The organism is Pseudomonas sp. C32 (assembly GCF_030417915.1).
Classification (GTDB): Bacteria; Pseudomonadota; Gammaproteobacteria; order Pseudomonadales; family Pseudomonadaceae; genus Aquipseudomonas.
On sequence record NZ_JAUHUK010000002.1, the window covers coordinates 151,374 to 164,255 of the forward strand.

At 61.0% G+C, this 12,882-nt stretch carries 9 protein-coding genes; 6 read left to right on the top strand and 3 right to left on the bottom strand.

Features of this window, described 5'->3' with window-relative positions:
- Positions 1-201 precede the first annotated feature (201 nt).
- Complete coding sequence (locus QYH43_RS02965) at positions 202-2,643, top strand: penicillin-binding protein 1A (RefSeq protein WP_095056490.1); 2,442 nt, start codon at positions 202-204, stop codon at positions 2,641-2,643.
- 237 nt (positions 2,644-2,880) lie between these two features.
- On the opposite strand, the gene QYH43_RS02970 is transcribed toward QYH43_RS02965, so the two are convergent.
- The 3 genes from QYH43_RS02970 to rpmE form a co-directional block, all read right to left on the bottom strand.
- Complete coding sequence (locus QYH43_RS02970; RefSeq protein ID WP_095056491.1) at positions 2,881-4,149, bottom strand: malic enzyme-like NAD(P)-binding protein; 1,269 nt, start codon at positions 4,147-4,149, stop codon at positions 2,881-2,883.
- Positions 4,150-4,333: 184 nt separating this feature from the next.
- The gene (locus QYH43_RS02975; RefSeq protein WP_301156233.1) at positions 4,334-5,134 is read right to left on the bottom strand and encodes a thermonuclease family protein; all 801 of its coding nucleotides are present in this window, start codon (positions 5,132-5,134) and stop codon (positions 4,334-4,336) included.
- Positions 5,135-5,148: 14 nt separating this feature from the next.
- Positions 5,149-5,379 (bottom strand): 50S ribosomal protein L31, encoded by a 231-nt coding sequence (gene rpmE / locus QYH43_RS02980; protein WP_053153366.1) that lies wholly within the window; start codon positions 5,377-5,379, stop codon positions 5,149-5,151.
- Between the two features lie 289 nt (positions 5,380-5,668).
- Between rpmE and QYH43_RS02985 the strand changes: the two genes are divergently transcribed.
- The 5 genes from QYH43_RS02985 (at position 5,669) to hslU (ending at position 12,779) form a co-directional block, all read left to right on the top strand.
- Entirely contained in the window at positions 5,669-7,888 is a 2,220-nt protein-coding gene (locus QYH43_RS02985; RefSeq protein ID WP_095151763.1) for a primosomal protein N', read from the top strand.
- 237 nt (positions 7,889-8,125) lie between these two features.
- Positions 8,126-9,862, top strand: coding sequence for an arginine--tRNA ligase (argS, locus tag QYH43_RS02990; protein ID WP_095151762.1), 1,737 nt, complete (start codon positions 8,126-8,128; stop codon positions 9,860-9,862).
- 1 nt (position 9,863) lies between these two features.
- The gene (locus QYH43_RS02995) at positions 9,864-10,568 is read left to right on the top strand and encodes an SPOR domain-containing protein (RefSeq protein WP_095056495.1); all 705 of its coding nucleotides are present in this window, start codon (positions 9,864-9,866) and stop codon (positions 10,566-10,568) included.
- Positions 10,569-10,856: 288 nt separating this feature from the next.
- Complete coding sequence (hslV, locus tag QYH43_RS03000) at positions 10,857-11,387, top strand: ATP-dependent protease subunit HslV (RefSeq protein WP_007975582.1); 531 nt, start codon at positions 10,857-10,859, stop codon at positions 11,385-11,387.
- 54 nt (positions 11,388-11,441) lie between these two features.
- Complete coding sequence (hslU, locus tag QYH43_RS03005) at positions 11,442-12,779, top strand: HslU--HslV peptidase ATPase subunit (RefSeq protein WP_095056496.1); 1,338 nt, start codon at positions 11,442-11,444, stop codon at positions 12,777-12,779.
- Positions 12,780-12,882 lie beyond the last annotated feature (103 nt).

Genomic DNA, 12,882 nt, shown 5'->3' on the forward strand with positions numbered 1-12,882 from the left:
ATGACTATCCGTGAGTTACGGACTCTGCAATGTCCATTGCGTTCAACCCGCCCGTCTTGACAGCTGTGCAAATGACGCTGCCCGACAGAAAAGTGCTTATAATGCCCAGCGTTTTTTTTCGCATTTGCTCAAGCGTGGTTCGTTTCCTTTACCCTGAACCCTGATGCCCAATTCATTTTTTGCCCTGGATATCCCAAAGCCTTGATTCGTCTGCTGAAGTTTTTCGGTTGGTCCATCGTCGCGGTTTTCTGCGGACTCCTTCTGGGTCTGAGCGGGGCGTTTCTCTACCTTAGCCCTGGATTACCGTCCGTGGAGGCCCTGCGAAGCATCCAGTTGCAGATTCCCCTGCGCGTCTACAGCAGCGACGACAAGTTGATCGCAGAGTTTGGCGAAATGCGCCGTACTCCGATCCGTTTCGCCGACATTCCCCCCAATTTCATTAATGCGTTACTAAGTGCTGAAGACGATAACTTCGCCAACCACTACGGCGTCGATCCGAGCAGCCTGATGCGTGCCGCGACCCAATTGATCAAAAGCGGACACATTCAGTCCGGCGGCAGCACCATCACCATGCAGGTCGCGAAGAACTTCTTCCTGACCAGCGAACGCAGCTTCTCGCGCAAAACCACCGAAATCCTTTTGGCCCTGCAGATCGAACGACAGCTGACCAAGGACGAGATCCTTGAGCTATACGTCAACAAGATCTACCTGGGTAACCGCGCCTACGGTATCGAGGCGGCGGCGCAGGTTTATTACGGCAAGTCGATCCGCGACGTCAGCCTGGCGCAGATGGCAATGATCGCCGGCCTGCCAAAAGCACCGTCGCGCTTCAACCCGTTGGCCAACCCGGCCCGCAGCAAGGAACGTCGCGACTGGATCCTGGGCCGCATGTACAAGCTCGGCAAAATCACCGAAGCAGACTACACCACCGCCGTCAACGAACCGCTGAACGCCAGTTATCACGTGCCGACACCGGAGGTGAATGCGCCGTACATCGCTGAAATGGCCCGCGCCGAAATGGTCGGCCGCTACGGCAGCGACGCCTACACCGAAGGTTTCCGCGTTACCACCACGGTACCGAGCAACCTTCAGGAACTGGCCAACACCGCCCTCCACGAAGGCCTGATAACTTACGACCGGCGCCATGGCTACCGTGGTCCGGAATCGCGTCTGCCGGGCAAGACTCGCGAAGCCTGGGCAACGGAATTGACCAAGCAGCGCACCATCAGCAGCCTTGAGCCGGCCATCGTGACCCAGGTCGACAAGAACGGCCTGCAAGTACTGACCCGCACTGGCCAGGAAACTGTCAGCTGGGACACCATGAAATGGGCTCGCCCATTCCTGAACACCAACAGCATGGGCCCCAATCCGAAGCAGCCTTCGGACGTGGCGCAGGTTGGCGATCTGATTCGCGTGCAGCGCCAGCCGGACAATTCACTGAAATTCAGTCAGATTCCACAGGCTCAGGGCGCGCTGGTCTCCCTTGATCCGCAGAACGGCGCGATTCGTTCGCTGGTCGGTGGTTTCGCCTTCGAGCAGAGCAATTACAACCGCGCCATGCAGGCCAAGCGCCAGCCCGGATCGAGCTTCAAACCGTTCGTCTACAGTGCAGCGCTGGACAGCGGCTACACCGCTTCCAGCCTGGTCAACGACGCGCCGATCGTGTTCGTTGACGAGTACCTGGACAAGGTCTGGCGCCCGAAGAACGACACCAACACGTTCCTTGGCCCGATCCGCCTGCGTGAAGCGCTCTACAAGTCGCGCAACCTGGTATCGATTCGCTTGCTGCAGGCGATGGGCGTTGGCAAGACCATTGACTACATCACCCGCTTTGGCTTCAACAAGCAGGATCTGCCGCCCAACCTGTCCCTGGCGCTGGGCACCGCAACCCTGACGCCTATGGAGATCGCCACCGGCTGGAGCACCTTCGCCAACGGCGGCTACAAGATCACCCCGTACATCATCGACAAGATCGAAAGCCGCAACGGCGATACGCTGTTCCGCGCCAACCCGCCGAGCGTGCCTCAGGGTGGCGCTGCCAGCGACGGTATTGCCGTGCCAGCGACTGAAGCCATCACGGTCAATGCAACCCCGAGCGAAATTCCTGGCACAACACCCGCACCACAAACACCGGCCGTGGCCGAACGCATTGTTGATGGACGCACCACGTACATCCTCAACAGCATGCTCCAGGACGTCATCAAGCTCGGCACCGGCCGTCGCGCCCTGGCGCTGGGCCGCTCCGACATCGCAGGCAAAACCGGTACGACCAACGAATCCAAGGATGCCTGGTTCTCCGGCTACAACGCCGATTACGTGACCACGGTCTGGACCGGCTTCGACCAGCCTGAAAGCCTGGGGCGCAAGGAGTTCGGCGGTACCGTCGCATTGCCGATCTGGATCAACTACATGGGCGCCGCCCTCAAGGACAAGCCGCCACACACGCAAGCGGAGCCGGAAGGCCTTCTCAGCCTGCGGGTCGACCCGATCAGCGGGCGTGCAGCGAGCCCAGGCACACCTGGGGCCTACTTCGAGCTGTTCAAGGCCGAGGACACGCCGCCATCGGTCAATGAACTGAGCAACGGCACAGCACCGGGCAGCCCACTGCCAGCGGACGAAGCGGCACCGATCGATTTGTTCTGATCCTGAGCCGCAAAAAAGCCCCGCCTTCGAGAGAAGTGCGGGGCTTTTTTTACCTGCCCTTTTTGTATCGCCTTAGCCGCCCCCTTCGCTGGCAAGCCAGCGCCTACAAGGACCGCGTGCATCAGCAGGAGCTGGCTTGCCAGCGAAGAGACGCGCACAGCCAACACCAAAATCTCAGGCACAAAAAAGCCCCGACACTCACGAGCCAGGGCTTTTGGGTTGAAGCGCTACAACGGCTTAGCCGTTGAACACGTCATCCACGCTTTTCAGCGGGTAGTTCTTCGGATACGGCAGGGTCGCCACACCGGTCTCGATTGCGGCTTTGGCCACAGCGTCGGAGATCAGGGTGATCAGACGAGCATCCATTGGCTTCGGAATGATGTACTCACGACCGAATTCCAGCTTGATGCCGCCGTAGGCGTCGCACACTTCCTGAGGAACCGGCAGCTTGGCCAGTTCACGCAGGGCGTTGGCCGCAGCCACTTTCATTTCTTCGTTGATGCGCTTGGCGCGAACGTCCAGGGCACCACGGAAGATGAACGGGAAGCCCAGTACGTTGTTGACCTGGTTCGGGTAGTCGGAACGACCGGTGGCCATGATCACGTCGTTACGGGTAGCGTGTGCCAGTTCCGGGGAGATTTCCGGATCAGGGTTGGAGCACGCGAACACGATCGGGTTCGGCGCCATCGACAGCAGGCCTTCAGCGCTCAGCAGGTTCGGACCGGACAGGCCCACGAACACGTCAGCGCCTTGCAGGGCGTCAGCCAGGGTGCGCTTGTCGGTCGCGTGAGCGAACACAGCCTTGTACTGGTTCAGGTCGTCACGGCCGGAGTGGATCACGCCGGTACGGTCGACCATGTAGATGTTTTCGATGTTGGCGCCCATGCTCACCAGCAACTTCATGCAGGAGATAGCGGCAGCGCCCGCGCCCAGGCAGACGATCTTGGCGTCAGCCAGGGTTTTGCCAGCGATTTCCAGGGCGTTGATCATGCCCGCAGCGGTCACGATAGCGGTGCCGTGCTGGTCATCGTGGAATACCGGAATGTCGCACTGTTCGATCAGAGCGCGCTCGATCTCAAAGCACTCAGGTGCCTTGATGTCTTCCAGGTTGATGCCACCGAAGGTGATGGAGATGCGCTTGACGGTGTCGATGAAGGCTTGCGGGCTTTCGGAGTCGACTTCGATGTCGAAAACGTCGATGCCGGCGAAGCGCTTGAACAGTACGCCTTTACCTTCCATCACTGGCTTGGAAGCCAGTGGGCCGAGGTTACCCAGGCCGAGAATCGCGGTGCCATCGGAAATGACTGCAACCAGGTTGCCTTTGCCGGTGTACTTGTAGGCCAGTTCAGGATCGCGGGCGATCTCGCGTACTGGTTCGGCTACGCCCGGGCTGTACGCCAGCGACAGGTCGCGAGCGGTAGCAGTGGCCTTGGTGAGCTCGACACTCAGCTTCCCTGGACGAGGATGGGCATGATATTCGAGAGCGGCAGTTTTCAGATCAGACATTTTGGCATTCCGCTTTTTACTGTTGGACAGACTGGTCAGCGAGGATACGCGCCTCGCAAAGTCCCCACAAGACTGACCGGTCACCCCTGTCAAGCGCCCCGCCCTACGACTTTGGGCCAAGAGCCGCGGAACACAAGGGATCGACTGTTCACAATCGAGCGAAAAAATGTCTACAATTTTTTTATCACTGCGACGCTTGCAGCATCGCCGGATCGGTCAATGGCAACATCCAGCGCGGCTGACCCTCCTTGAGTCCGCCACGGCGCGAACGGTCCAGCACCCAGCCGCGCGCCTCGACCTGCTTGCCTTCCAGGCTTTCGAGCAAGGCGATATCGAATCGCGCCAGTTGATTGGGTGCAACACGCAGTACAACCGAGTCCTGCAACTCGATCCAAACCCCGCCGCGATTGCGCTGAACCTTGCTCACACGACCACTGAGCACGGCAAACCCGGACGCGCTGATCTGATCCGCCTTCAGTACAGGTGACTGGCGCCACACACCGAGCCCGGCCTGACGGGCGCTGCGCTCCGCGGCCTGCTGACACGCGACCAGATCGACATTCGGCGCTACCGCTACCAGGAAACCGAGGCCCTCGGCGAGCATTTGCGCCTCAAGGTTAGCGCCATCTGCACCATAGACATGGGCCAGGGTGCGTCCGTAGCGATCCTTGCTTTCTTTACCGGGCAACAAACCGACCTGCCCATCGCTGGCCGCCACCAAGGCTTCGAGACGCTTGCGCGCCACCACTGCGAATGGCTCGTCGGAACGGCCCTTCTTACCCAGCTCCGGCGTATTCAGGCCGATCATGCGCACATTGCGACCATCGTCCAGGCGCAAGGTGTCGCCATCGACCACCCGCTCCACGGCGACAGAGGCCAGCCCCTCGGGTGCCGGGCAGAACGCCTGGGCGCCGGAAAGCCAAATCGCGGACACAAAAAAGGCGCCCGCAAGGGACGCCTTTTTTAACAGCAAGGAAAAGCCCATAAGGCTCTTTAACCTTACTCTGCAGCAGCTGGAGCTTTCTTGCCGAAAGCACCGAAACGGTCTGCGAAGCGCTGAACGCGGCCGCCAGTGTCCAGAGTCTTCTGCTTACCGGTGTAGAACGGGTGGCATTCGTTGCAAACGTCGATCGCCAGGGCTTTGCCGAAGGTCGAACGGGTTTCGAACTTGTTGCCGCAGCTGCAGGTAACAGCAACTGCTGGGTATTCTGGATGGATATCAGCTTTCATGGTGTCTTCCTCGGGCTAGCGTGCCGCCACCCAACACTATTGTTGAATACCGCACGTAATTAGGCCGCGGATTCTACCAGACAATGCCAATCACGCAAGCTGTCCCTGAGACCGACCGTCTGCTAGGCTCCCGGACCAATACGCGCCCCCTGTAGGAGCAAGCTTGCTCGCGATGAGGGCGTGTCAGTCAGCCTATGTATTGCCTGACACGACGCTATCGCGAGCAAGCTTGCTCCTACAGGGGACATGCAACCCCGCTTTTATCTTTCGCTAATCGAGATCCCCCCGCGTGCCCGACGCCATTCTGCGCCTCGCCCTGCCTTCGCCGCTGCGCCGCCTGTTCGACTACCGGGCGCCGGCCGGCGTGCTGCGCGCGCAGTTGCACCCCGGCATGCGCCTGCGGGTGCCGTTTGGCCGGCGGGAGATGATCGGCATTCTGGTCGAAGTCGCCGACACCAGTGAAGTCCCGGCAGAGAAGCTCAAGCCGGCCCTGGCGCTGCTGGACGCCACGCCGCCGCTACCGCCCGCGCTGTTCAAGCTGTGCCTGTGGACTTCCCAGTATTACCAGCACAGCCTTGGCGACACGCTGAGCTGGGCCTTGCCGGTGCTGCTGCGTCAAGGCGAACTGGCCGAAGCGCGCCAGGAACGTTTCTGGTCCGCCGCACCCGGCGCCAGTCTTGATGACCCGCGCATCGCCCGCGCCCCGCGTCAGCGCGAAGCCCTGGCAACGCTGGCCCAACACCCCCACGGCGTCGCCCATCAGTTGTTGAGCAAACTGATGCTGAGCAAAGACAGCCTGGACCTGTTGCTGGCCAAGGACCTGGTGCAAGTCGAGATCCGTCGACACGCACCCGGCGCACGCCATGAACACTGGCTGGCGCAACCCGAGTTGCCGCTCAACCCGGAACAGCACGCCGCTTATGAAGCGATTCGCGCCGGGTTCGACAGTTATCACGCGTTTTTGCTGGCGGGCGTCACGGGCAGCGGCAAGACCGAAGTGTATTTACAGCTGATCCGCGAAACCTTGGAGGCCGGCAAACAAGCGCTGGTGCTGATCCCGGAAATCAACCTCGGCCCGCAAACCCTGGCGCGCTTCGAGCAGCGTTTCAATGCGCGCATCGCGCTGATCCACTCGGCGGTCAATGATCGCGAGCGCCTCGAAGCCTGGCTCGCCGCCCGTGACGGCGAGGCCGACATCATCATCGGCACCCGCTCGGCACTGTTCACACCGATGAAGAACCCTGGCCTGATCATCATCGACGAAGAGCACGACGGTTCTTATAAACAGCAGGAAGGTTTGCGCTACCACGCCCGCGATCTGGCGCTGGTGCGGGCGCGACAGGAAAACATCCCGATCGTCCTTGGCTCCGCGACACCTTCGCTGGAAAGCCTGCACAACGCCTACACCGGTCGCTACGGCCTGCTGCGATTGAACGAACGCGCCGGCGGCGCGAAGCAGCCACGGTTCCTGCGTCTGGATGTGAAAAGCCGTCCGCTGGACAGCGGCATATCCGGGCCGATGCAGCAGGCCATCGGCCAGACACTGGCTGCTGGTCAGCAAGTATTGGTTTTCCTCAATCGCCGAGGTTTCGCGCCGACCCTGCTGTGTCACGACTGCGGCTGGATGTCCGAGTGCCAGCGCTGCGATGCGCGCATGACGGTGCATCAACGTTATGGCGAGCTGCGTTGCCACCATTGCGGCTACGTCGAACGCGTGCCGCGCCAATGCCCGAAGTGCAACAAGGTCGATTTGCGCCCGGTGGGTGCCGGCACCGAACGGGCCGAAGAACGGCTGGCGATTTTGTTCCCGGACTACCCGGTACTGCGCGTCGACCGCGACAGCACCTCGCGCAAGGACGCGATGAACCAACTGTTCGCAACGATTCAGAAGGGCCAGCCGTGCATCCTGATCGGCACGCAAATGCTCGCCAAAGGGCACCACTTTCCACGAGTGACGCTGGTATCGATCCTGGATGCCGACGGCGGGCTGTTCTCCGGCGACTTCCGCGCCAGCGAGCGCATGGCGCAACTGATCGTCCAGGTCGCGGGCCGTGCAGGTCGTGCTGAAGAGCCCGGTAAAGTGATCATTCAGACACACCTCGCCGACCATCCGCTGCTGATTCAGCTGACCGAGCAAGGCTACTTTGCATTTGCCGAGCAAGCCTTGAGCGAGCGTCGCGCTGCCGGCCTGCCGCCGTTTGCACATTTGGCGTTGTTGCGGGCCGAAGCGCATAAACCGGGGCAGGCCGAAGGTTTTCTAGATGAAGCCTGCAGCGAAGCCGAGCGATTGCTGGCGGAACAGAACCTGACCGGCATCGAGCTGCTGGGGCCGGTGCCCGCACCGATGGAACGCCGGGCCGGACGTTATCGCGCTCAGCTTTTGTTGCAAGCGACAGCACGGGCCCCGCTGCACCGGTTGCTGGCCAGTTGGTTGCTGGTGCTGGAGCAGATGCCGAGCGGGCGGGCGGTGCGCTGGTCGCTGGATGTTGATCCGGTCGATTTGTATTGATCGGGAGATCGCTATCGCTGGCAAGCCAGCTCCTACAGGGGCTTTGCGGTGACACCTGCACGCGTGAACACCCACGATCATTGTAGGAGCTGGCTTGCCAGCGATAGCGGCCCAATTGTCACCACACATCCACAACCTGCCTGCTAAGGTTGGCAAGCCCGTCTTCGCAACGGATAATGCCCAGTTTTTCCACCAGCGCATGATGCGCCGCCGCGCCAGCGGTCGAAAGAGAAGACCATGAAAGACACCATTCGCCAGCTGATCCAACAAGCCATCACCCAACTCGTCAACGAAGGTGTGTTGCCTGAAGGCCTGTCGCCGGCGATCCAGGTGGAAAATTCCCGCGACAAGAAAAACGGCGACTTCGCCAGCAACATCGCCATGATGCTGGCCAAACCGGCCGGTATGAAGCCGCGCGATCTGGCGGAAAAAATCATCGCCGCGCTGCCGGCCGATGAAAACATCACCAAGACCGAAATCGCCGGCCCTGGCTTCCTGAACTTCTTCCAGAACACCGATGCCCTGGCCTCGCGCCTCGACGCGGCCCTGGCCGACGCCCACATCGGCGTGCGCAAGGCCGGTCCGGTGCAGCGCACCGTGGTCGACCTGTCGGCCCCGAACCTGGCCAAAGAGATGCACGTCGGCCACTTGCGTTCGACCATCATTGGCGACGGCGTAGCCCGCGTGCTGGAATTTCTCGGCGACGAAGTCATCCGTCAGAACCACGTCGGCGACTGGGGCACCCAGTTCGGCATGCTGATGGCTTATTTGCAGGAGAACCCGATCACCAGCGATGAGCTGTCGGACCTGGAAAACTTCTACCGCGCCGCCAAGCAACGCTTCGACGAATCCGAAGAGTTCGCCGACCGCGCCCGTGGCCTGGTGGTCAAGTTGCAGGCCGGCGATGCCGACTGCCTGGCGCTGTGGACCAAGTTCAAGGACATCTCGCTGTCCCACTGCCAGAAGATCTACGAACTGCTCAACGTCAAACTGACCATGGCCGACGTGATGGGCGAAAGCGCCTACAACGACGACCTGATCAACGTGGTCAACGATCTGAAAGCGGCGGGCATGCTGGTCGAGAGCAACGGCGCCCAGTGCGTGTTCCTCGATGAATTCAAGAACGCCGACGGCGACCCGCTGCCGGTGATCATCGTCAAGGCCGACGGCGGCTACCTCTACGCCACCACCGACCTGGCGGCCGTGCGCTACCGCAGCGGCAAGCTCAAGGCTGATCGCGCGCTGTACTTCGTCGACCAGCGCCAGGCCCTGCACTTCCAGCAAGTGTTCGCTGTGGCGCGCAAGGCCGGTTTCGTGACCCATCCGATGGAAATGGAACACATGGGCTTCGGCACCATGAACGGCGCCGATGGCCGTCCGTTCAAGACCCGTGATGGCGGCACCGTGAAGCTGATCGACCTGCTGACCGAAGCCCAGGAACGCGCCTACGCCCTGGTGAAAGACAAGAACCCCGAGCTGGCCGAAGCCGAGCTGCGCAACATCGCCAAGGTCGTGGGCATCGGCGCGGTGAAATACGCCGACCTGTCCAAGCACCGCACCAGCGACTACAGCTTCAACTTCGACCTGATGCTCAACTTCGAAGGCAACACCGCGCCGTACCTGCTGTACGCCTACACCCGCGTGGCCGGCGTGTTCCGCAAACTCGGCAAGGACTTCAGCGAAGTCGAAGGCCAGATCGTGCTCGAAGCACCGCACGAACACGAGCTGGCGGCGAAACTCGCACAGTTCGGCGAAGTGCTGAACAACGTGTCCGAGAAAGGCACGCCGCACATCCTCTGCACTTACCTTTACGACGTCGCCGGCCTGTTCTCCAGCTTCTACGAGAACTGCCCGATCCTCGCCGCCGACACCCCGGCACAAATGCAGAGCCGCCTGCGTCTCGCCGCACTGACCGGACGCACCCTCAAGCAAGGCCTGGAACTCTTGGGCCTGGAAACTCTGGAGCGTATGTAAGTTGGCCGCCAAGAAAAAACCTGCACCCAAGCGTGGCGCCAGCCGTTACCAAGCTCCTGCAAAGCAACCGATTCCGGGTTGGTTGTGGATGGTTATCGGCCTCACGGTCGGCGCGTTCCTAGTGTTTCTGATGAAACTGGAACCGGGCAAGGGCAGCGATACGGTCAAACGCGAGAAAGTGGAGCAACAGAAAGCCACCAAGATCGCCGAGGCCAACAAGACCCCGCCGAGCCCGACGCAACCGGTGAAGCCGAAGTACGACTTCTACACCTTGCTGCCGGAATCGGAAGTCATCGTGCCGCCGGACGCCGTGCCGGAGAAGACCCTGCCGACGCCACAGGTGCCAGCGATTCCGACTACGCCGGTGACCCCGGCCGAAGCGGCGAAGATCGACACCGCACGCGCCCAGGCAGCCCTCGCCGGGATTACGCCGCCACCCGCGCCACCGGTCAAGGCTGCACCGGTGACAAAGTTCTTCCTGCAGGCCGGCTCGTTCCGTAAAGAGGCTGATGCGGACAAGGTGCGCGCGCAGATCATTCTGTTGGGCCAGGCTGTGGCGGTCGAGTCCGGCACAGTCAAGGACGAAACCTGGTATCGGGTTTTGGTCGGACCGTTCAGCAATCGCGAACAACTGACCACCGCCCAGAAACAACTGGCGGGTGCCGGCTTCAGCAACTTGTTGTTACAACAACGCCAGAACCGCTGAGTCCTTAAGGAACACCGCGTCATCGTTCTTCGCCAGCAGGCCGGCTCCCACAGGTTATGTATCGTTCGCGGTATCGCGAACGCCGTGAAGTCCACGGTTCACCGTATCCGTGAAAGTCACACAACCTGTAGGAGCCGGCTTGCTGGCGATGGCGTCAGACCACACAACACAACCTTGTGCACGAAACACCGCTCGTCCCTTCTCCCGCCTCGCAGTTGAAAAACGCCCCACCACCCCCATATGAATGGGCATAAGGCATTTTCGCCCCGCTGCGTGGAGACTCTTCCCTTGACCACCATCGTTTCAGTTCGCCGCCACGGCAAAGTCGTCATGGGCGGCGACGGCCAGGTTTCCCTTGGTAATACCGTGATGAAAGGCAACGCGAAAAAAGTTCGCCGCCTGTACCACGGCCAGGTCATTGCCGGTTTTGCCGGCGCCACCGCCGACGCCTTTACCCTCTTCGAACGTTTCGAAGGCCAGCTTGAAAAGCATCAGGGCCATTTGGTCCGTGCCGCCGTCGAACTCGCCAAAGAATGGCGCACCGACCGCTCCCTGAGCCGCCTCGAAGCCATGCTCGCCGTCGCCAACAAAGACGCTTCCCTGATCATCACCGGTAACGGCGATGTGGTGGAGCCTGAAGACGGCTTGATCGCCATGGGCTCCGGCGGCGCTTACGCTCAAGCGGCCGCCAGCGCACTGCTGAAAAAGACTGATCTGTCGGCCCGCGAAATCGTCGAAACCGCCCTCGGCATCGCCGGCGACATCTGTGTATTCACCAACCACACCCAGACCATTGAGGAGCAGGACTGCGCCGAGTAAGCCTGTCTCGGCCCCGTGCCACGGCTCATTCTTGCTTGAGGTCCTTTAAATATTATGTCCATGACTCCCCGTGAAATCGTCCACGAACTCAATCGCCATATCATCGGCCAGGACGATGCCAAGCGCGCCGTCGCCATTGCCCTGCGTAACCGCTGGCGCCGGATGCAGCTGCCTGAAGAGCTGCGCGTTGAAGTAACCCCCAAGAACATCCTGATGATCGGCCCGACCGGTGTCGGTAAAACCGAGATCGCCCGTCGCCTGGCAAAACTGGCCAACGCGCCGTTCATCAAGGTCGAAGCGACCAAGTTCACCGAAGTCGGCTATGTCGGCCGCGACGTCGAATCGATCATTCGTGACCTGGCCGATGCGGCGATCAAGCTGCTGCGCGAACAGGAAATCGTCAAGGTTCGTCACCGCGCCGAAGACGCTGCCGAGGAACGTATCCTCGACGCTCTGCTGCCACCGGCACGCATGGGCTTCAGCAACGACGACGCCCCGACTGCCGATTCCAACACCCGTCAGCTGTTCCGCAAGCGCCTGCGTGAAGGTCAGCTGGATGACAAGGAGATCGAAATCGAAGTCGCCGAAATGGCCGGCGTCGATATCTCCGCGCCACCGGGCATGGAAGAAATGACCAACCAGCTGCAAAGCCTGTTCGCCAACATGGGCAAGGGCAAGAAGAAGGCCCGCAAGCTCAAGGTCAAGGAAGCCCTGAAGCTGGTCCGTGACGAAGAAGCCGGTCGCCTGGTCAACGATGAGGAGTTGAAGGCCAAGGCGCTGGAGGCGGTCGAGCAGCACGGTATCGTGTTCATCGACGAAATCGACAAGGTCGCCAAGCGCGGCAACTCCGGTGGCGTCGACGTGTCCCGCGAAGGCGTGCAGCGCGATTTGCTGCCGCTGATCGAAGGTTGCACCGTCAACACCAAACTGGGCATGGTCAAGACCGACCACATCCTGTTCATTGCCTCCGGTGCTTTCCACTTGAGCAAGCCGAGCGACCTGGTGCCTGAGCTGCAAGGCCGTCTGCCGATCCGCGTGGAACTCAAGGCCCTGAGCCCGGAAGACTTCGAGCGCATCCTCAGCGAACCGCATGCATCACTCACCGAGCAATATTGCGCACTGCTGAAAACCGAAGGCCTGGGCATCGAGTTCCAGCCAAGCGGGATCAAGCGCATCGCCGAGATTGCCTGGCAGGTCAACGAAAAAACCGAAAACATCGGTGCCCGTCGTCTGCACACTCTGCTTGAGCGCCTGCTCGAAGAGGTGTCGTTCAGCGCCGGCGACCTGGCCAGCACCCATGACGGCAAGGTGATCCAGATCGACGCCGACTACGTCAACAGCCACTTGGGCGAATTGGCGCAAAACGAAGACCTGTCCCGTTATATCCTGTAGGTAATGTGATTCCTTGCAGGAGCCCGGCTTGCCGGCGATGACGCACCCAAGATCGCCATCGCCAGCAAGCCGGCTCCTGCAAGGGTCAGATCACGCATACCAA

Excerpts from the sequence above, each read along its gene's own strand:
- QYH43_RS02970 (WP_095056491.1), bottom strand. The coding sequence starts at position 4,149 with ATGTCTGATCTGAAAACTGCCGCTCTCGAATATCATGCCCATCCTCGT.
- QYH43_RS02975 (WP_301156233.1), bottom strand. The coding sequence starts at position 5,134 with ATGGGCTTTTCCTTGCTGTTAAAAAAGGCGTCCCTTGCGGGCGCCTTT.
- rpmE (WP_053153366.1), bottom strand. The coding sequence starts at position 5,379 with ATGAAAGCTGATATCCATCCAGAATACCCAGCAGTTGCTGTTACCTGC.
- argS (WP_095151762.1), top strand. The coding sequence starts at position 8,126 with ATGAAAGACACCATTCGCCAGCTGATCCAACAAGCCATCACCCAACTC.
- hslU (WP_095056496.1), top strand. The coding sequence starts at position 11,442 with ATGTCCATGACTCCCCGTGAAATCGTCCACGAACTCAATCGCCATATC.